This is a genomic window from Streptococcus sp. D2 (assembly GCF_006385825.1).
GTDB lineage: Bacteria > Bacillota > Bacilli > Lactobacillales > Streptococcaceae > Streptococcus > Streptococcus shenyangsis.
Map to the genome: position 1 here is coordinate 1 of NZ_VFSI01000001.1, position 19,719 is coordinate 19,719.

Below are 19,719 nucleotides of genomic sequence, written 5' to 3' on the forward strand. Positions count from 1 at the left end.
AGCTTCTCTAAGCTATATCCTTGTTTTCTAAGTTCATAGATCTGAACTTTATCATCATAAGTTAATTTCATAATAAAAACACCCCAAAAGTTAGATTTTTTCTGTCTAACTTTTGGGGTGCAGTTCATTATTGGTCTATTCACAGGTCTTTCTTTCAATCGCTCTTCCGTTTTCAATCTTCCCTTTGATTTATTTAACTTCTAAGAAATCACTGATGGGAGAATTTACCAATGCCAAATGGAATACCATCCTTGGCTATATCGTTTCCATTATCTTAACAATTCTCAATGTGAAATTGTTATTTGATATTTTCTAAGAAATTCACCCGAGTTATAAAACAAGCATATAAGAAAAAAGATACCCAAGATTTCTTGAGTCTACTGAAAAAGTCATCAAATTGATGGCTTTTTTGTTATACTAGAGATGAGGTGAGATGATGCTTGATAATCAGTTAACTATGGATGTCAGTCCTTATTCTAGTTTGTATGATATCGTGGTTCCTAAAACCCACTTTTTACGTCAGCTAACTGAACTCTGTGATTTTAGCTTTATTTATGATGAACTAGAAAAGAATTATCGTCCCGATTTTGGGCGTAAAGCTTATTCACCGATTATGATATTCAAATATCTCTTGTTAAAAGATATTTATAAGTTATCAGATGTAGATGTGGTAGGACGTTCCTTGTCAGATATGGCCTTTAAATTTTTTCTTGGTCTAGCTCCTGAAGATTCTGTTATCGAGCCATCCTCTCTGACGAAATTTAGAAAGCTAAGAATTAAAGATGATAAACTGCTTGATGTATTGATTCAGAAGTCTGTTCAAATTGCACTCGAACATAACTTGATTAAGAGTAAAATCCTCATTGTGGATGCCACTCACACCAAATCTCATTATAATCATAAGAAACCCCAAGAAATCCTTAGAGAGCGTTCAAAAGCTTTACGTAAAACAATTTATCAACATTCAGAAGATATCAAAATAGAATTTCCAAAGAAACCTCAAGAAGATAACCTCGAAGCAGAGTTGACCTATACAGAGGAGTTAATGGCTGTGGTTGAAAAACACAAGGAACTCTTAGCCCTACCGGCTGTTTCTCAAAAGTTCAATTACCTAAAAGAGGCTGTCGAGGACGACTTAGAACATTTGGAAGCTTCTGTTAAGGAGGAGACTAGGCTTGGACATAAGACAGCCGATACCTCTTTCTATGGATATAAAAGTCATATCGCTATGACGGATGAACGGATTATTACTGCTTGCGTGGTCACTTCTGGTGAACAAAGCGATGGGAAATATTTACCTGAGTTATATGCCAAAACAAAGGAAAATAGTCTGGACATCGAGACTATTATTGGTGATGCGGCTTATTCAGGAAAGGACAACATTCAACTAGCTCGCAAAGAAAAGATTCATTTGGTTTCAAAACTGAATCCTTCTGTTTCAAAAGGTTACCGTAAAGAAGAGGATGCGTTTGAATTTAATAAAGATGCAGGGCTATTTGTCTGTCCAGAAGGACACATGGCTGTTCGCAAAGCAAGGACAGGGAAAAAATATCAAAATAAGAATCAAGTTGTCACTCATTACTTTGACATTGAGAAGTGCAAGAGTTGCCTTTCCAAGGAAGGATGTTATAAGGAGGGGGCAAAGTCTAAAACTTATTCAATAGCCATTAAGAGTGACGACCATCTTTTCCAGAAGAAATTTCAGGAAACACCTTATTTTAAAGAAATGGCCAGACATCGCTATAAAATCGAAGCAAAGAATGCCGAACTAAAACAGAGACATGGCTTTGATGTCGCGAGAGCATCGGGTCTTTTCAGCATGGAGTTACAGGCAGCCACAACCATCTTCGTGGTCAATATGAAACGAATTATGACCTTAATAAATACAAAATAACCGAGGAACTCGCTCAAATTAACGAGAGATTCCCCGGTTTTCATTTCATTAAAAGTAAGAGACCTATTTTTTCAGTGGACTCGATTTCTTGGGTATCTTTTTTAAAATAAACGGAAGACATGGGATTCGAACCCACGCACGCTGTTACACGCCTACCGCGTTTCCAACACGGCCTCTTAAGCCTCTTGAGTAATCTTCCAATACTTACTCAAATAGTCTACCATAAAGACCCTTATCTTGCAATAAAAATTCTAGAAATAAGAAAAATGATAGATTTTGAAAGAAAATGGCAAAAAATGCTTGACTTTGAAAGAAAGTGTGATAGAATAAATAGTGTAAACGATAACAGGAGGTGATTCAGTGTTAAAAACAGAGCGGAAACAACTGATTTTAGAGGAGTTAAATCAACATTATGTAGTTTCTCTAGAAAAATTAGTTAGTTTGTTAGAAACGTCAGAATCAACGGTTCGAAGAGACTTGGATGAGTTGGAAGCAGAGAACAAGCTTCGTCGCGTGCATGGTGGAGCAGAATTGCCCCATTCCTTACAGGAAGAAGAAACCATTCAAGAGAAATCTGTCAAAAACCTTCAAGAAAAGAAGTTGCTGGCTCAGAAAGCTGCTTCTCTCATCAAGGAACAAGATGTCATCTTTATCGATGCTGGAACAACAACTGCTTTTTTGATTCATGAATTGATCAATAAGAATGTTACAGTCGTGACCAACTCGATTCACCATGCAGCACAGTTGGTTGAAAAGCAAATTCCAACTGTCATGGTTGGAGGAAGTGTCAAGATGGCGACAGATGCTAGCATCGGGGGCGTTGCTCTTAACCAGATTAACCAATTGCACTTTGACCGTGCCTTTATCGGGATGAATGGTGTGGACGATGGCTATTATACGACTCCTGATATGGAAGAGGGGGCTGTGAAGCGTGCTATTTTAGAGAATGCCAAACAGACCTATGTCTTGGTGGATTCGTCTAAAATTGGACAAACTTGCTTTGCCAAGGTAGCACCACTCAAACGAGCTATTGTTATCACAAGTCAAGGGCATGAGCTCTTGCAGGTTATTAAGGAGAAAACGGAGGTAATAGAAGTATGATTTATACAGTCACACTCAATCCATCCATTGACTATATCGTTCGTTTGGACCAAGTCCAAGTCGGTAGTGTCAATCGTATGGACAGTGATGATAAGTTTGCTGGTGGGAAAGGAATCAATGTCAGTCGTGTCTTGAAACGTTTGGATATTCCAAATACAGCGACTGGATTTATCGGAGGTTTTACTGGTAAATTTATCACAGATACTTTGGCTGATGAAGCAATCGAGACACGTTTTGTCCAAGTGGCAGAAGATACTCGTATCAATGTCAAGATCAAAGCAGACCAAGAGACAGAAATCAACGGAACGGGTCCAAATGTCGAACCAGCCCAGTTAGAAGAATTGAAAGCTATTTTATCTAGTTTGACTGCAGAAGATACAGTTGTCTTTGCTGGTTCAAGTGCTAAAAATCTAGGCAATGTTATCTACAAGGATTTGATTGCCTTGACGCGCCAGACGGGTGCGCAAGTGGTTTGTGACTTTGAAGGACAGACCTTGATTGATAGTTTGGAATACCAACCGCTCTTGGTTAAACCAAACAATCATGAACTTGGAGCTATCTTTGGAGTGAAACTCGAAAGTTTAGATGAAATTGAGAAATACGCTCGTGAGTTACTGGCTAAAGGTGCTCAAAACGTGATCGTCTCTATGGCTGGCGACGGTGCCCTTCTGGTAACATCTGGGGGAGCTTACTTCGCTAAACCAATCAAGGGAACCGTGAAAAATTCAGTTGGGGCTGGTGATTCTATGGTCGCTGGATTTACAGGTGAATTTGTCAAATCCAAAGACGCAGTAGAAGCCTTCAAATGGGGAGTAGCTTGTGGAACGGCAACCACCTTCTCAGACGACTTGGCAACGGCGGAATTTATTAAAGAAACATATGAAAAAGTTGAGGTAGAAAAACGATGAAAATTCAAGACCTATTGAGAAAAGATGTTATGTTGCTGGATTTGCAGGCAACTGAAAAAACAGCTGTCATCGACGAGATGATTAAAAGTTTGACAGATCACGGTTATGTGACAGATTTTGAAACTTTTAAAGAAGGAATTTTGGCGCGTGAAGCTCTGACTTCTACAGGTTTGGGTGACGGAATCGCTATGCCTCACAGCAAAAACGCTGCTGTCAAAGAAGCGACAGTTCTCTTTGCCAAGTCAAACAAGGGTGTTGACTACGAGAGCTTGGATGGACAAGCAACCGACCTCTTCTTTATGATTGCAGCTCCAGAAGGTGCTAATGACACTCACTTGGCTGCCTTGGCAGAATTGTCTCAATACTTGATGAAAGATGGATTTGCTGACAAACTTCGCCAAGCAACATCAGCTGACCAAGTCATTGAGCTTTTTGACCAAGCTTCAGAAAAAACTGAGGAACCTGTTCAAGTACCTACCAATGACTCTGGTGACTTTATCGTTGCTGTTACAGCTTGTACAACAGGTATTGCCCACACTTACATGGCCCAAGAAGCTCTTCAAAAAGTAGCTACTGAAATGGGTGTTGGAATTAAGGTCGAAACCAACGGTGCTAGCGGTGTTGGAAATCAACTAACTGCAGAAGATATCCGCAAGGCTAAAGCTGTTATCATTGCGGCAGACAAGGCCGTTGAAATGGATCGTTTCGATGGCAAACCATTGATCAATCGTCCAGTTGCTGACGGTATCCGCAAGACAGAAGAGTTGATCAACTTGGCTCTTTCTGGAGATGCTGAAGTCTACCGTGCTGCTAATGGAGCCAAAGCCGCAACAACCTCTAACGAAAAACAAAGTCTTGGTGGTGCCTTCTACAAACACTTGATGAGTGGTGTCTCTCAAATGTTGCCATTCGTTATCGGTGGTGGTATCATGATTGCCCTTGCCTTCTTGATTGACGGTGCTTTGGGTGTTCCGAATGAAAACCTTGGTAATCTTGGTTCTTACCATGAGTTAGCTTCTATGTTCATGAAAATTGGTGGTGCAGCCTTTGGATTGATGCTCCCAGTCTTTGCAGGTTATGTTGCCTACTCTATCGCTGAAAAACCAGGTTTGGTAGCAGGTTTCGTGGCTGGTGCTATTGCCAAAGAAGGTTTTGCATTTGGTAAAATTCCTTATGCTGCAGGTGGTGAAGCAACTTCAACTCTTGCAGGTGTCTCATCTGGTTTCCTAGGTGCCCTTGTTGGTGGATTTATTGCAGGTGCTTTGGTTCTTGCTATCAAGAAATACGTTAAAGTTCCTCGTTCACTTGAAGGTGCAAAATCAATCCTTCTCTTGCCACTTCTTGGGACAATCTTGACTGGATTTGTTATGCTAGCTGTTAACATCCCAATGGCAGCAATCAACACTGCTATGAATGACTTCCTAGGCGGTCTTGGAGGCGGTTCAGCTGTCCTTCTTGGTATCGTCCTTGGTGGAATGATGGCTGTTGACATGGGTGGACCAGTTAACAAAGCGGCCTATGTCTTTGGTACAGGTACGCTTGCAGCAACTGTTTCTTCAGGTGGTTCTGTAGCTATGGCAGCAGTTATGGCTGGAGGAATGGTGCCACCACTTGCCATCTTTGTCGCAACTCTTCTTTTCAAAGATAAATTTACCAAAGAAGAACGCAACTCTGGTTTGACAAACATCATCATGGGCTTGTCATTTATCACTGAGGGAGCGATTCCATTTGGTGCCGCTGACCCAGCTCGTGCGATCCCAAGCTTCATCCTTGGTTCAGCAGTAGCAGGTGGACTCGTTGGTCTTACTGGTATCAAACTCATGGCGCCACACGGAGGAATCTTCGTTATCGCCCTTACTTCAAATGCTCTCCTTTACCTCGTTGCTGTCTTGGTAGGAGCAATCGTAAGTGGTGTGGTCTATGGTTACCTACGCAAACCACAAGCATAAAAAATAGAAAAATGAAAAGATTGGACCGTTTGGTGCAGTCTTTTTCTCTTTCCGAAATGCCTGTGAAATATGATATAATAGAAGAATGGCAAACAAGAATACAAGTAAAACAAGACGGAGACCGTCTAAAGCAGAACTCGAAAGAAAAGAAGCGATTCAACGAATGTTGATTTCGTTGGGAATCGCGCTTTTATTGATTTTCGCAGCCTTCAAATTAGGGGCTGCAGGTATAACCCTTTACAATTTAATTCGCTTACTGGTGGGTAGCCTAGCTTATCTAGCAATATTTGGTATTCTGCTCTACCTCTTCTTTTTCAAGTGGATACGAAAACAGGAAGGGCTCCTATCTGGCTTTTTCACCATATTTGCTGGCTTGCTCTTGATTTTGGAGGCCTACTTAGTTTGGAAATATGGTTTGGATAAGTCCGTTCTAAAAGGAACCATGGCTCAGGTTGTGACGGATTTGACTGGTTTTCGAACGACCAGTTTTGCTGGAGGGGGCTTGATTGGTGTTGGACTCTATGTGCCAACTGCCTTTCTCTTTTCAAATATCGGCACTTACTTTATTGGTTCTATCTTGATTTTAGCAGGCGCTCTCCTAATCAGTCCTTGGTCTGTTTACGATATTGCTGAATTCTTCAGTAGAGGATTTGCCAAATGGCGAGAAGGGCATGAGCGTCGAAAAGAGGAACGCTTTGTCAAACAAGAAGAAAAAGTTCGCCAAAAGGCTGAGGAAGAGGCTAGATTAGAACAAGAAGAGGCTGAAAAAGCCTTACTCGATTTGCCTCCTATTGATATGGAAACGGGTGAAATTCTGACAGCAGATGTTGTACTTGACGCTCCACCTTTTCCAGAAGAAGACTGGGTGGAACCAGAAATCATCCTACCTCAAGCTGAACTTGAATTCGCTGAACAGGAAGATGGCTCTGATGATGAAGATATTCAGGTCGATTTTTCAGCCAAGGAGGCTCTTGAATACAAACTTCCAAGCTTACAACTCTTTGCCCCAGATAAACCAAAAGACCAGTCGAAAGAGAAGAAAATTGTTCGAGAAAATATCAAAATTCTAGAAGAAACCTTTGCTAGCTTTGGTATCAAGGTGACGGTTGAACGGGCTGAAATTGGACCATCAGTAACCAAGTATGAAGTCAAGCCAGCAGTAGGTGTAAGGGTCAACCGCATTTCCAATCTGGCAGATGACCTCGCTCTAGCCTTGGCAGCCAAAGATGTCCGGATCGAAGCACCTATCCCAGGGAAATCCCTAGTCGGAATCGAAGTACCCAACTCTGAAATTGCGACAGTTTCTTTCCGTGAACTTTGGGAACAATCTCAAACGAAAGCTGAAAATCTCTTGGAAATTCCTTTAGGGAAGGCTGTTAATGGAACCGCAAGAGCTTTTGACCTTTCTAAAATGCCCCACTTGCTAGTCGCAGGTTCAACGGGTTCAGGGAAGTCAGTAGCAGTTAACGGCATTATCGCTAGCATCCTCATGAAGGCGAGACCTGACCAAGTTAAATTTATGATGGTGGACCCTAAGATGGTTGAGTTGTCTGTTTACAATGACATTCCTCATCTCTTGATTCCAGTTGTGACCAATCCACGCAAGGCTAGCAAGGCCCTGCAAAAGGTTGTGGATGAGATGGAAAATCGTTATGAACTCTTTGCCAAGGTGGGAGTTCGGAATATTGCAGGTTTTAATGCCAAGGTCGAGGAATTTAATGCTCAATCTGAGTACAAGCAGATTCCACTGCCACTCATCGTTGTGATTGTAGATGAGTTGGCTGACCTTATGATGGTAGCCAGCAAGGAAGTGGAAGACGCTATCATTCGTCTTGGACAGAAGGCGCGTGCTGCCGGCATCCACATGATTCTTGCAACACAGCGTCCATCGGTTGATGTCATCTCTGGTCTAATCAAAGCCAATGTCCCATCTCGTGTCGCATTTGCGGTTTCATCAGGGACAGACTCCCGTACTATCTTGGATGAAAATGGAGCAGAAAAACTGCTTGGTCGAGGGGACATGCTCTTTAAACCGATTGATGAAAATCATCCAGTTCGTCTGCAAGGATCCTTTATCTCGGATGATGATGTTGAACGCATCGTAAACTTCATCAAGGCTCAGGCAGATGCGGACTACGATGAGAGTTTTGATCCCGGTGAGGTGTCTGAAAATGAAGGAGAATTTTCAGATGGTGAATCTGGTGGAGATCCGCTTTTTGAAGAAGCCAAGGCTCTAGTTATTGAGACCCAGAAAGCTAGCGCATCCATGATTCAGCGCCGTTTGTCAGTTGGATTTAACCGTGCAACCCGCCTTATGGAAGAACTTGAGATGGCAGGTGTCATTGGTCCAGCTGAAGGTACAAAACCAAGAAAAGTATTGCAGCAATAAATTTCTCTTTGTCACTTATATTGAGTTTAACAAAAGATAAAATTGGAGAGGATAATCGTTAGAATTCATTGATAAAGTCATCACTTGATGGCTTTTTTCTATACTATAGTGAGTTGAATCTAGAATAGTACAATGCCACTTCTAAAACATAAAATTGATTTGAATTTCTCAATAAATTTGTTCACATCTTGTTTCAATCTACTATATATCAAGATGAAACGGATTTAGAATTTCTTTTAGATATATGAAGACTCCCCCTATAGTTTCTAGTGAATGTTTGTTTTTTCACTGTCCACTATAAGGGGAGCTTTTGTAATCAAGTATGAGTTAGATTTCTCTCTTCTGTTTTATTAAACTACATAGCTTACTTTTTAGTAGGCATCAGCTATTGTATTCTCCAGATGTTAGCTGACATCAATATACTGCTGCTTAAAATTTTGAGAGTTTTGTAGATTTTGAGTTTAGTTTCTGTTTACTCACCAAAGAAAAATGGTGGGGTGAATTTTTTCAGTTCTTCAAAGCATTTTTGAGCAGCTTCTGCATCTTCACAGATGACCAGACAGACATCATCACCACAGAGGGTAGCGATAGCGTCAGGGAAACTTAGAGCATCAATGATAGAACTGAATGATTGAGCAAGTCCAGGAAGAGTTTTCAACAGGACTTGGTTCTGAACTGGGCGCATCAAGACGAGAGCATCTTCCATGTAGATTTCAAGACGTTTTTCCCATTTTGAGATGGAACCAGTATTGAGAACGTAGTAGGAATTATCTTCCTCACGTACCTTTGAGAGATTCATACTTTTAATATCTCTTGAAAGAGTTGCTTGTGTAACTTGAATGTCATTATCGGCAAGAAGAGATTGTAACTCAGCTTGTGTGTGAATCTTGTTTTTCGTTACAAGAGCTCTTATGAGTTGGTGTCGGTGTTCTGATTTATTCATAAAATATTACTCCTTGTACAAGGTACAGAAAGCGTGGACTGAACGAAATCGTCAGTCGGGTGGTAAGCGGTATTGTCACGTATGATGATTTCAAAGTCAGTAGTAATTTAGAACGATACGGAGAGAATCTCCTTCTTTTAACTTGTCACTAGTTGGGTGCAGATAAATGAGAAATTTATTCGTTCATCTACATTGCTGTTCTTTACTAACAGTAAATCATTAAATTAGGGTAGCTTTTTGTCACGACTTGTTGTGAATTTACGCCAAATGGCAATTCACAGAGTTTGTCCAACATGTGGTGTGGTAGCGTGTATGATAGAGGGTCACACATGTTGGTTATGGGGCGGTATCTTTTGTTCAAGATCCAGTAGTAGGACATCTAATAACCTTAATTTGAACTGGATTTGATACCAAGTTGTAGTTTTTTTCGACTGTTCAAGTGGGTGTCTCTAATGCTAGGAAGGTCAGTGGGTCTTGGATTGACTTGTCCTTAGAAACCTTCCATATTGAAAGTCAGGTACCTTATACATTTTGACAAGGTAGGATAAGAGTAGACTGTTCAAGATCGACAGTCAGGTGGTAAGCGGTATTGTCACGGATCGTGATTTCAAAGTCAGTAGTATAGAGAACTAAACGGAGAGTGTCTCCTTCTTTTAGCTTGTAAATAGTTGGTTGCAGTTCAAATTGGACATCCATCCATTCATCTGCAGTAATATCCTCTACCAACAGTAAATCATTTTTATTTTGTAAATTGAGGTAGCCTTTTGTCACGACTCGTTGTGTATTTGCACTAAATGGCAATTCACAGAGATTTTCCAGCATGTGATAGCGACCGTTGTCAATGGTTCTAGCACTTAAAATAGCTGGGTAAGGCTGTAGGTATTTCTTTTGTCCAAATTCTAGCAGTTGGGCTGATAATAGCCCCTTGTTGGTGCTGGATTTGATACGAAGCTTGAGCTGAGCGCGACCGTTCAGGTGGAGATCTTTGGTCACAGGAAGGTCAAAAGTAATTTGATTGGCTTTCCCTTGATAGAGTTCTGTATTGAAGGTCTGGTATGTTTTACCATAGCGCTCAAAATCCTTATCTGGGTACTGGTTTTGAATGATTTGCTCTTCTTGACCAAGTGAGTAGGTTTCAAAGTTTTCTTGCTCACCGAAGTTATCAAGTGATAACCAAGTCTGAGGAGCGGTATTGTCCTGCCAAATAACGATCGGAAGTTGAAAATCTGTTTCTTGCCCCAATAATTTCTTAGTCAATAAGGCGTTCATAGATTCACGGAAGTCAATGGACTGCCAGTTGTTCATATAAACATGGGCACCATTATGGAAAAAGAGATGCTTGTTTATATGAGTAGGTAGAGCATGGAACATCTGATAAACATGAAGTGGTTTGACATTCCAATCCTGAGAACCATGGGTAAAGACAACCTCTGCCTTTACTTTATGGGCATTGAGCAGATAGTTTCGGTTATGCCAAAACTGATTGTAGTCCCCAGTCTTACGATCAAGTTGTTCTTTTACTTTTTCCAAATCAGCTTGGTGAGCCTCATTACCACGAATATAGTCGCCAGCCAAGAGATTACGAGAATAGGTTAGTTCAGCAAGGGAGTCAAAATCCTCACCTGGATAACCGCCTGGGCTAGTTACCAGACCGTTTTCACGATAATAGTTGTACCATGAAGAAATGCCAGCTTCGGCAATGATTACTTCTAAACCATCGACGCCTGTAGTCGCCAGACCATTGGACATGGTACCTAGATAAGAAAGTCCAGTTGTGGCTACTTTTCCATTTGACCAGTCAGCCTTGACTTGACGCTGGCGCGTGTGGTCGGTAAAGGCACGGCAACGACCATTGAGCCAGTCGATGACATTTTTATAAGCTTCGATTTGTTGGTAGTCTCCGTTAGTCATGAAACCAGTAGAGTCTTTGGTACCAACACCTGACACATAGAGATTAGCAAACCCTCGTGGAAGGAAGTAGTCGTTGAGACTATAGCTAGCATTAATGTGAGTTAGCTTTTCCTCACTTTCTGCTACAAGTTCAGCTTGACCATGAGGTTGGACAAGATTTAGTTGAGGTTCTTCTAGCTCAATCTTGTGAGCAGGTTTAACTTCAAGTTCGCCCTCCATCTTGTAGAGAGCCTTGTCACTAGCCTTGTCATTTGTTCCCTGATGATAGGGACTGGCCGTCATGATAGCAGGGATTTGTCCCTCATAACGAGGACGAATAATGCTGACCTTGACTAAGTCAGGTAACCCCTTTTGGTCAGTATCCACACGAGATTCAACGTAGACCACTTCTCGAATGACATCGTGGCTAGAAAAAGTAGCCAAACTCTTGCCGTTAAAGTAGTGGTAGTCATTATCCTCCGGAATAAGACCATCACTAACAAGTTGGTCGATAAGAGTATTTCCCTTTTTGGTGCGAGTATTGAGTAACTGATAGAGATTTTCAATCAAGTCACCATATATAATGGGAAATCCAGTCTCTTTACGAAAAACATCACTGTCTTCGAAGTCAACTAAATAAGAAAAGCCTAAAAGTTGAAAAGCAACAGTATAAAAAATATCTGCAGTTAAATCCTTGTCTGACTGAAAAAATTTCAGTAAGTCAGTTTCTTTATCAACTGCTAAATTAGATAGAGGATAGGTGCTATCCTTATAATTAAAAAAGAAACGAATAAGAAACGCTTCAAACATTTTTTTATTTGTAATGTTGACTGGTAAATCAAATCCATACTTTTTTAAATCACATAAAATAGTATCTCTTGGAAGTGATAAATAGCTGAATTGATTAAAGCGCATAAAACCTCCTTGTAAAATAATAATTAAGGTTATTATATCAAAAAAATGGGAGAAAGGGAATCATTAAGTGAGAAAGAAATTAATTAAAGAATAATGAATATTATTTATATGAAAAACAGGTAAAACTCTATAGTCTAAAACAAATTATCATAGTAAACAGATTAAGTGAATATATCTTTCTATTTTAAAAGATATATTCACTTCTTGGGATAAAAAGTAAAAAAATTACCGGATCATTTGATTCTTTAAATGTATTTTTACTTTTTTCGTTCAAAAAATTTTACTTTAAGGATAAAATATAGACAGGAGTCAATGCTTTTGTCTTTCTCTTTTTGAAAAATGGTATAATATAGTGAGAAGGATAGAGGAGAAGTGTAAATTGATCGCACAACTAGATACAAAAACAGTTTATAGTTTTATGGAGAGCGTTATTTCGATAGACAAGTATGTGAGAGCAGCTAAAGACTATGGCTACACTCATCTGGCTATGATGGATATTGATAACCTTTATGGGGCTTTCGACTTTCTAGAGATTACAAAAAAATACGGCATTTATCCTTTACTAGGGCTTGAAATGACTCTTTTAGTGGATGAGAAGGAAGTGAATTTGCGCTTTTTAGCTTTATCTAGTGTGGGCTATCAGCAGTTGATGAAGCTTTCAACAGCCAAGATGCAGGGGGAGAAAACATGGTCAGTCCTGTCCCAGTATCTGGAGGATATCGCAGTTATTGTACCTTATTTTGATGGATTTGAGTCGTTGGAACTAGGCTGTGATTACTATATTGGGGTTTACCCAGAAACACTAGCCAGCGAATTTCATCATCCAATCTTGCCCCTTTATCGGGTCAATGCCTTTGAAAGCAGGGATAGAGAAGTTCTACAAGTGTTAACAGCGATTAAAGAAAATCTACCACTCAGAGAAGTTCCCTTACGCTCACGACAAGATGTCCTTATATCAGCAAGTTCTTTAGAGAAACTATTTCAAGAACGTTTTCCGCAAGCCTTGGACAATTTAGAAAAACTTATTTCAGGTGTTTATTATGATTTGGATACTAGTTTGAAACTGCCTCGCTTTAATCCAGCGAGACCAGCAGTAGAAGAGTTGAGAGAACGTGCTGAGCTGGGACTTGCTCAGAAGGGGTTGACTAGTAAAGAATATCAAGACCGTCTAGACCAAGAATTGGCTGTTATTCATGATATGGGCTTTGATGATTATTTCTTGGTTGTTTGGGATTTGTTGCGTTTTGGACGTTCAAATGGCTACTATATGGGAATGGGACGGGGTTCTGCAGTTGGTAGCTTGGTTTCCTATGCCTTGGATATCACAGGGATTGACCCAGTAGAGAAAAATCTCATTTTTGAACGTTTCCTCAATCGTGAACGTTATACTATGCCTGATATTGATATTGATATTCCAGATATTTATCGTCCAGATTTTATCAGGTATGTTGGTAATAAATATGGCAGTAAACATGCTGCTCAAATCGTTACTTTTTCAACCTTTGGAGCCAAGCAAGCTCTACGAGATGTATTGAAACGCTTTGGTGTGCCCGAGTATGAATTATCTGCAATTACCAAGAAAATCAGTTTTCGTGACAATCTTAAGTCGGCTTATGAGAGTAACCTCCAGTTTCGTCAGCAAATCAATAGTAAGTTAGAATACCAAAAAGCCTTTGAGATTGCTTGCAAGATAGAGGGCTATCCCAGACAAACCTCTGTCCATGCGGCTGGTGTTGTGATTAGTGACCAAGATTTGACCAACTACATCCCTCTAAAGCATGGGGATGAAATTCCATTGACTCAGTATGATGCTCATGGAGTTGAAGCTAGTGGACTTTTGAAGATGGACTTTTTGGGACTACGAAATTTGACCTTTGTCCAGAAGATGCAAGAATTGCTTGCTGAAACAGAAGGTGTTAAGATAGCTATCAACGAGATTGATTTGGAAGATAAAGAAACGTTAGCTTTATTTGCCTCTGGTAATACAAAAGGTATCTTTCAATTTGAGCAACCTGGTGCCATTCGCTTGCTCAAGCGTGTGCAGCCAGTCTGCTTTGAAGATGTCGTAGCAACTACTTCTCTAAATAGACCAGGTGCTAGTGACTATATCAATAATTTTGTGGCAAGAAAGCATGGGCAGGAAGAAGTGACTGTTTTGGATCCAGTGCTGGAGGATATTTTGGCTCCAACCTACGGTATCATGCTCTATCAGGAGCAGGTTATGCAGGTTGCTCAGCGATTTGCTGGATTTAGTCTTGGGAAGGCCGATATTTTGCGTCGGGCTATGGGGAAAAAGGATGCCTCTGCCATGCATGAGATGAGGGCTTCCTTTATTCAAGGTTCATTAGGAGCTGGCCATACTGCAGAAAAGGCAGAGCAGGTCTTTGATGTTATGGAGAAGTTTGCAGGTTATGGTTTTAACCGATCTCATGCCTATGCATACTCAGCCTTGGCCTTCCAGTTGGCTTATTTCAAAACACATTATCCAGCCATCTTTTATCAAGTCATGTTGAATTCTGCCAACAGTGATTACTTAATGGATGCCCTAGAAGCAGGATTTGAAGTGGCGCCTCTGTCTATCAACACCATTCCCTATCACGATAAAATTACCAATAAGTCCATCTATCTAGGTTTGAAATCGATTAAAGGAGTCAGCAAAGATTTGGCACTTTGGATTATTGAAAATAGACCTTATTCTAACATTGAAGATTTTATAGCTAAATTACCTGAGAATTATCTGAAACTTCCTCTGCTAGAACCTTTGGTAAAAGTTGGCCTTTTCGATTCATTTGAAAAAAATCGTCAAAAAGTATTGAATAATTTAGCTAATCTATTTGAATTTGTGAAAGAGTTAGGTAGCTTGTTCGGTGATACAATTTATAGTTGGCAAGAATCGGAAGATTGGGCGGAACAAGAAAAATTTTATATGGAACAGGAGCTTTTAGGGATAGGTGTCAGCAAACATCCCCTACAAACTATTGCAAGTAAAGCTATTTACCCAATTACCCCAATCGGAAATTTGTCAGAAAATAGCTATGCTATTATTTTGGTTGAAGTTCAGAAAATAAAAGTGATCCGTACCAAAAAGGGTGAAAATATGGCCTTCTTACAGGTAGATGATAGTAAGAAAAAATTGGATGTTACCCTCTTTTCAGACTTATATCGACAGATTGGTCAGGAAGTAAGAGAGGGAGCATTCTACTATATCAAAGGGAAAGTCCAGTCACGTGATGGCCGTCTGCAAATGATTGCACAAGAAATAAGAGAAGCAGTGGCTGAGCGCTTTTGGATTCAGGTGAAAAATCATGAATTGGATCAAGAAATTTCACGTATTTTAGAGCAATATAAAGGCCCAATTCCAGTCATCATCAGGTATGAAGAGGAACGGAAAACCATTATATCTCCTCAGCATTTTGTAGCTAAATCTGATGAATTAGAAGCGAAATTAGGTGGAATCGTTATGAAAACGATTTATCGCTAAAATTACGGAAAATAGAAGAATTTTCCAATTAAATGTGATATAATCAGTAAGAATGTTAAAAGAAAAAGGAGCATAAACCAAATGAAACGTATTGCTGTTTTAACTAGTGGTGGAGACGCCCCTGGTATGAATGCTGCCATCCGTGCAGTTGTTCGTCAAGCAATTTCAGAAGGAATGGAAGTATTCGGTATCTATGACGGATATGCTGGTATGGTTGCCGGTGAAATTCATCCCCTAGATGCAGCTTCAGTAGGAGACATCATTTCTCGTGGTGGTACTTTCCTTCACTCAGCTCGTTACCCAGAGTTCGCTCAACTTGAAGGGCAACTTAAAGGGATTGAGCAATTGAAAAAACACGGAATTGAAGGTGTAGTTGTTATCGGTGGTGACGGATCTTACCACGGCGCTATGCGTTTGACTGAACATGGCTTCCCAGCTATCGGTCTTCCAGGTACAATCGATAATGATATCGTTGGTACTGACTTCACAATCGGTTTTGACACAGCGGTTACTACTGCTATGGATGCTATCGATAAGATTCGTGATACATCATCAAGTCACCGTCGTACTTTTGTTATTGAAGTTATGGGACGTAACGCTGGTGATATCGCTCTTTGGGCAGGTATTGCAACTGGTGCTGATGAAATCATCATTCCTGAAGAAGGTTTCAAGTTTGAAGATATCGTAGAGAGCATTAAATGTGGTTATGAGTGTGGTAAAAAACACAATATCATCGTCTTGGCAGAAGGTGTGATGTCAGCGGCTGAATTTGGTCAAAAACTAAAAGAAGCTGGAGACACAAGTGACCTTCGTGTAACAGAACTTGGACATATTCAACGTGGTGGTTCTCCAACTGCTCGTGACCGTGTATTGGCGTCACGTATGGGTGCCCATGCCGTTAAACTTCTTAAAGAAGGTATTGGTGGTGTTGCGGTTGGTATTCGTAACGAGAAAATGGTTGAAAATCCAATTCTTGGTACTGCAGAAGAAGGTGCATTGTTTAGTCTTACTGAAGATGGTAAGATTGTTGTTAATAATCCACATAAAGCCGACATTGAGCTATCTAGCTTGAATAAGAGCTTGTCATAATTAAAAAATTAGCTAATAAGACCAAAGAGGTCATATATAAAGGAGTCACAAAAATCATGAACAAACGTGTAAAAATCGTTGCAACCTTAGGTCCTGCGGTAGAAATCCGTGGTGGTAAAAAATTTGGTGATGACGGATACTGGAGTGGAAAACTTGATGTTGAAGCTTCTGCTAAAAACATTGCTAAATTGATTGAAGCTGGAGCTAATACATTCCGTTTCAACTTCTCACACGGTGACCATCAAGAACAAGGTGACCGTATGGCAACTGTTAAACTTGCTGAAAAACTTGCAGGTAAAAAAGTTGGTTTCCTTCTTGATACTAAAGGACCAGAAATCCGTACAGAATTATTCGAAGGCGATGCTAAAGAATACTCTTACGTAACTGGTGAAAAAATCCGTGTTGCTACTAAACAAGGTATCCAATCAACTCGTGAAGTGATTGCTTTGAACGTTGCTGGTGCCCTTGATATCTACGATGATGTTGAAGTTGGTCACCAAGTTTTGGTTGACGATGGTAAACTCGGTCTTCGTGTTTTCGCAAAAGACGATGCAACTCGTGAATTTGAAGTAGTAGTTGAAAATGACGGTGTTATTGCTAAACAAAAAGGTGTAAACATCCCAAACACTAAAATTCCTTTCCCAGCTCTTGCTGAACGTGATAACGCTGATATCCGTTTCGGTTTGGAACAAGGTATCAACTTCATCGCGATTTCATTTGTACGTACTGCAAAAGACGTTGACGAAGTTCGTGCAATCTGTGAAGAAACTGGAAATGGACATGTTCAATTGTTCGCTAAAATCGAAAACCAACAAGGTATCGACAACTTGGATGAAATCATCGAAGCTGCTGATGGTATCATGATTGCTCGTGGTGACATGGGTATCGAAGTACCGTTCGAAATGGTTCCAGTTTACCAAAAAATGATTATCAAGAAAGTTAATGCTGCAGGTAAGGTTGTTATCACTGCAACAAACATGCTTGAAACAATGACTGAAAAGCCACGTGCAACTCGTTCAGAAGTATCAGACGTATTTAACGCTGTTATCGACGGTACTGACGCTACAATGCTTTCAGGTGAGTCTGCAAATGGTAAATACCCTCTTGAGTCAGTAACTACAATGGCTACAATTGATAAGAATGCTCAAACTCTTCTTAGCGAATACGGACGTTTGAACTCAGATTCATTTGAACGTAACTCTAAGACAGAAGTAATGGCTTCAGCTGTAAAAGATGCTACTAACTCAATGAATATTAAATTGGTTGTAACTCTTACTAAGACAGGTCACACTGCACGTTTGATTTCTAAATACCGTCCAAATGCTGATATCTTGGCATTGACATTCGACGAATTTACAGAACGTGGTTTGATGTTGAACTGGGGTGTTATCCCAATGTTGACAGATGCTCCATCATCAACTGACGATATGTTCGAAATTGCTGAACGTAAAGCGGTAGAAGCAGGTCTTGTTGAATCAGGTGATGATATCGTTATCGTTGCTGGTGTACCAGTAGGAGAAGCTGTTCGTACAAATACAATGCGTATCCGTACAGTTCGCTAATTAAAAGATAAATAGTCTATCATATCAAGCTTCTAGCCTGTATGGTGGGCTATTTTTTTGTCTATGGGGCAAAACTTTTTACTTGCTATTTAATGAGACAGTATCAAGTGAATCAATCACTGATTCTTTCATGACATTTGTAATATGAGTGTAAATTACAGTTGTTGTTTTATAGTAGATTGAAATAGAATATGAACAAGTTGATTGAGAAATTCAAACTGATTTTTCATAATATTTTATAAACTGATTTGTCCTGCTATTGATTCAACGAACTATAACGTTTCTATGGCTTAAATAAGCTCTGCTGTCTTGTAGAAACGAATGTAAAACAGATATTAATACTCTTCGAAAATCTCTTCAAACCACGTCAGCTTCATCAACAACCTCAAAACAGTGTTTTGAGCTGACTTCGTCAGTTCTATCTACAACCTCAAAGCAGTGCTTTGAGTAACCTGCGGCTAGCTTCCTAGTATGCTCTTTGATTTTCATTGAGTATAAGTTAAAATACAGAAAAAAACAACCCCTTGATGATTCAAGGAGTTGTCTATAGCTAGATTAGTTTTTTGAAGCCGCTTGGAATTCAGGATTTTTCCATGCTTCATCAATGATAGCTTGCAATTCTTTTGCTGAAGCCTGCATTTTTTGAGTTTCTGCGTCGTTCAATGGAATGTTTACTGGACGAACGATACCGTGTGCACCAACGATAGCTGGTTGACCGATAAAGACGTTCTCAACACCATATTGACCTTCTTGGAATACAGAAAGTGGAAGAACTGCATTTTCATCATCAAGGATAGCTTTTGTGATACGAGCAAGGGCTACTGCAATACCGTAGTATGTTGCACCTTTTTTGTTGATGATTGAGTAAGCAGCGTCACGAACTGAGATAAAGAGTTCAACAAGGTCTGCTTCATTCAAGTCACGGTTAGCTTGTAACCATTGTTCCAATTTAACACCGGCAACGTTAGCGTGTGACCAAACGGCAAATTCTGAGTCACCGTGCTCACCCATGATGTAGGCGTGAACTGAACGAGCATCAACACCAATAGTTTCAGCAAGTGCTTGACGGAAACGAGCTGAGTCAAGTGAAGTACCTGAACCGATAACGCGTTCTTTAGGGAATCCAGAGAATTTCCAAGTTGAATAAGTCAAGACATCTACTGGGTTAGCTGCAACAAGGAAGATACCATCAAAACCTGAAGCAACAACTTGCTCAACGATAGATTTGTTAATTGCAAGGTTTTTACCCACAAGGTCAAGACGAGTTTCACCTGGTTTTTGAGGAGCACCGGCTGTGATAACAACAAGATCAGCGTCCGCACAGTCTTCGTACTTAGCAGCGTAGATTTTCTTTGGTGAAGTAAATGCAAGCGCATGGCTAAGGTCTTCAGCATCACCAACAGCTTTTTCAAACAATTGAGGAATTTCAATAATACCAAGTTCTTGTGCGATTCCTTGAGTAACAAGAGCGAAAGCGTAAGATGAACCTACGGCACCATCACCAACAAGGATAACTTTTTTGTGTTGTTTAGTTAGTGTCATTTGTCTAAACATCTCCTTAATTTTATTTAGGGATTTTCCCAGATAGATTCATTCTA

General features: G+C 40.1%; 11 protein-coding genes, 1 tRNA gene and 2 pseudogenes. 9 read left to right on the forward strand and 5 right to left on the reverse strand.

Annotated features, from left to right (window positions below; translation table 11 throughout):
• A pseudogene (locus FJR73_RS00005) lies at positions 1-71 on the reverse strand (transposase); the annotation flags it as partial.
• Between the two features lie 56 nt (positions 72-127).
• Between FJR73_RS00005 and FJR73_RS00010 the strand changes: the two are divergent.
• Together FJR73_RS00010 and FJR73_RS00015 are read left to right on the forward strand one after the other, a co-directional pair.
• Positions 128-316, forward strand: a pseudogene (locus FJR73_RS00010) (divalent metal cation transporter); the annotation flags it as partial.
• Positions 317-436: 120 nt separating this feature from the next.
• Positions 437-1,894, forward strand: coding sequence for an IS1182 family transposase (locus FJR73_RS00015; RefSeq protein WP_140832805.1), 1,458 nt, complete (start codon positions 437-439; stop codon positions 1,892-1,894).
• Between the two features lie 111 nt (positions 1,895-2,005).
• On the opposite strand, the gene FJR73_RS00020 is transcribed toward FJR73_RS00015, so the two are convergent.
• Positions 2,006-2,093 (reverse strand) — tRNA-Ser (locus tag FJR73_RS00020).
• Between the two features lie 161 nt (positions 2,094-2,254).
• Here FJR73_RS00020 and FJR73_RS00025 point away from each other — a divergent pair.
• The 4 genes from FJR73_RS00025 (at position 2,255) to FJR73_RS00040 (ending at position 8,241) form a co-directional block, all read left to right on the forward strand.
• Complete coding sequence (locus FJR73_RS00025; RefSeq protein WP_140832511.1) at positions 2,255-2,995, forward strand: DeoR/GlpR family DNA-binding transcription regulator; 741 nt, start codon at positions 2,255-2,257, stop codon at positions 2,993-2,995.
• Complete coding sequence (pfkB, locus tag FJR73_RS00030; RefSeq protein WP_060805578.1) at positions 2,992-3,903, forward strand: 1-phosphofructokinase; 912 nt, start codon at positions 2,992-2,994, stop codon at positions 3,901-3,903. Before FJR73_RS00025 ends, pfkB begins: the two co-directional genes overlap by 4 nt.
• Entirely contained in the window at positions 3,900-5,852 is a 1,953-nt protein-coding gene (locus tag FJR73_RS00035; protein WP_140832514.1) for a fructose-specific PTS transporter subunit EIIC, read from the forward strand. The genes pfkB and FJR73_RS00035 overlap by 4 nt, the downstream gene beginning before the upstream one ends.
• 85 nt (positions 5,853-5,937) lie before the next feature.
• On the forward strand, positions 5,938-8,241 hold the full coding sequence (locus FJR73_RS00040) for a DNA translocase FtsK (RefSeq protein WP_140832517.1): 2,304 nt from the start codon (positions 5,938-5,940) through the stop codon (positions 8,239-8,241).
• A 472-nt stretch (positions 8,242-8,713) separates the two neighbouring features.
• Here FJR73_RS00040 and FJR73_RS00045 read toward each other — a convergent pair whose 3' ends face one another.
• Together FJR73_RS00045 and FJR73_RS00050 are read right to left on the reverse strand one after the other, a co-directional pair.
• Positions 8,714-9,184, reverse strand: a complete 471-nt coding sequence (locus tag FJR73_RS00045; RefSeq protein WP_140832520.1) for an arginine repressor — start codon at positions 9,182-9,184, stop codon at positions 8,714-8,716.
• 522 nt (positions 9,185-9,706) lie between these two features.
• The gene (locus FJR73_RS00050) at positions 9,707-11,989 is read right to left on the reverse strand and encodes a Xaa-Pro dipeptidyl-peptidase (protein WP_140832522.1); all 2,283 of its coding nucleotides are present in this window, start codon (positions 11,987-11,989) and stop codon (positions 9,707-9,709) included.
• A gap of 379 nt (positions 11,990-12,368) precedes the next feature.
• On the opposite strand from FJR73_RS00050, the gene FJR73_RS00055 reads away from it, so the two are divergent.
• The 3 genes from FJR73_RS00055 to pyk all read left to right on the forward strand — a co-directional run bounded on the left by FJR73_RS00055 (position 12,369) and on the right by pyk (position 18,121).
• The gene (locus FJR73_RS00055; RefSeq protein WP_181146563.1) at positions 12,369-15,470 is read left to right on the forward strand and encodes a DNA polymerase III subunit alpha; all 3,102 of its coding nucleotides are present in this window, start codon (positions 12,369-12,371) and stop codon (positions 15,468-15,470) included.
• An 81-nt stretch (positions 15,471-15,551) separates the two neighbouring features.
• Positions 15,552-16,559 carry a 6-phosphofructokinase gene (gene pfkA / locus FJR73_RS00060; RefSeq protein ID WP_140832528.1) on the forward strand — a complete coding sequence of 336 codons (1,008 nt, stop codon included), beginning with the start codon at positions 15,552-15,554 and terminating at the stop codon, positions 16,557-16,559.
• A 56-nt stretch (positions 16,560-16,615) separates the two neighbouring features.
• A complete protein-coding gene (gene pyk / locus FJR73_RS00065) occupies positions 16,616-18,121 on the forward strand; it encodes a pyruvate kinase (RefSeq protein ID WP_049535225.1) in 1,506 nt (501 codons plus the stop codon).
• A gap of 555 nt (positions 18,122-18,676) precedes the next feature.
• On the opposite strand, the gene FJR73_RS00070 is transcribed toward pyk, so the two are convergent.
• Entirely contained in the window at positions 18,677-19,663 is a 987-nt protein-coding gene (locus FJR73_RS00070; protein WP_000176427.1) for an L-lactate dehydrogenase, read from the reverse strand.
• Positions 19,664-19,719 lie beyond the last annotated feature (56 nt).

Coding starts and splice junctions, on each gene's coding strand:
- FJR73_RS00015 (WP_140832805.1), top strand. CDS start 437: ATGCTTGATAATCAGTTAACTATGGATGTCAGTCCTTATTCTAGTTTG.
- pfkB (WP_060805578.1), top strand. CDS start 2,992: ATGATTTATACAGTCACACTCAATCCATCCATTGACTATATCGTTCGT.
- FJR73_RS00035 (WP_140832514.1), top strand. CDS start 3,900: ATGAAAATTCAAGACCTATTGAGAAAAGATGTTATGTTGCTGGATTTG.
- FJR73_RS00040 (WP_140832517.1), top strand. CDS start 5,938: ATGGCAAACAAGAATACAAGTAAAACAAGACGGAGACCGTCTAAAGCA.
- FJR73_RS00045 (WP_140832520.1), bottom strand. CDS start 9,184: ATGAATAAATCAGAACACCGACACCAACTCATAAGAGCTCTTGTAACG.
- FJR73_RS00050 (WP_140832522.1), bottom strand. CDS start 11,989: ATGCGCTTTAATCAATTCAGCTATTTATCACTTCCAAGAGATACTATT.
- pfkA (WP_140832528.1), top strand. CDS start 15,552: ATGAAACGTATTGCTGTTTTAACTAGTGGTGGAGACGCCCCTGGTATG.
- pyk (WP_049535225.1), top strand. CDS start 16,616: ATGAACAAACGTGTAAAAATCGTTGCAACCTTAGGTCCTGCGGTAGAA.
- FJR73_RS00070 (WP_000176427.1), bottom strand. CDS start 19,663: ATGACACTAACTAAACAACACAAAAAAGTTATCCTTGTTGGTGATGGT.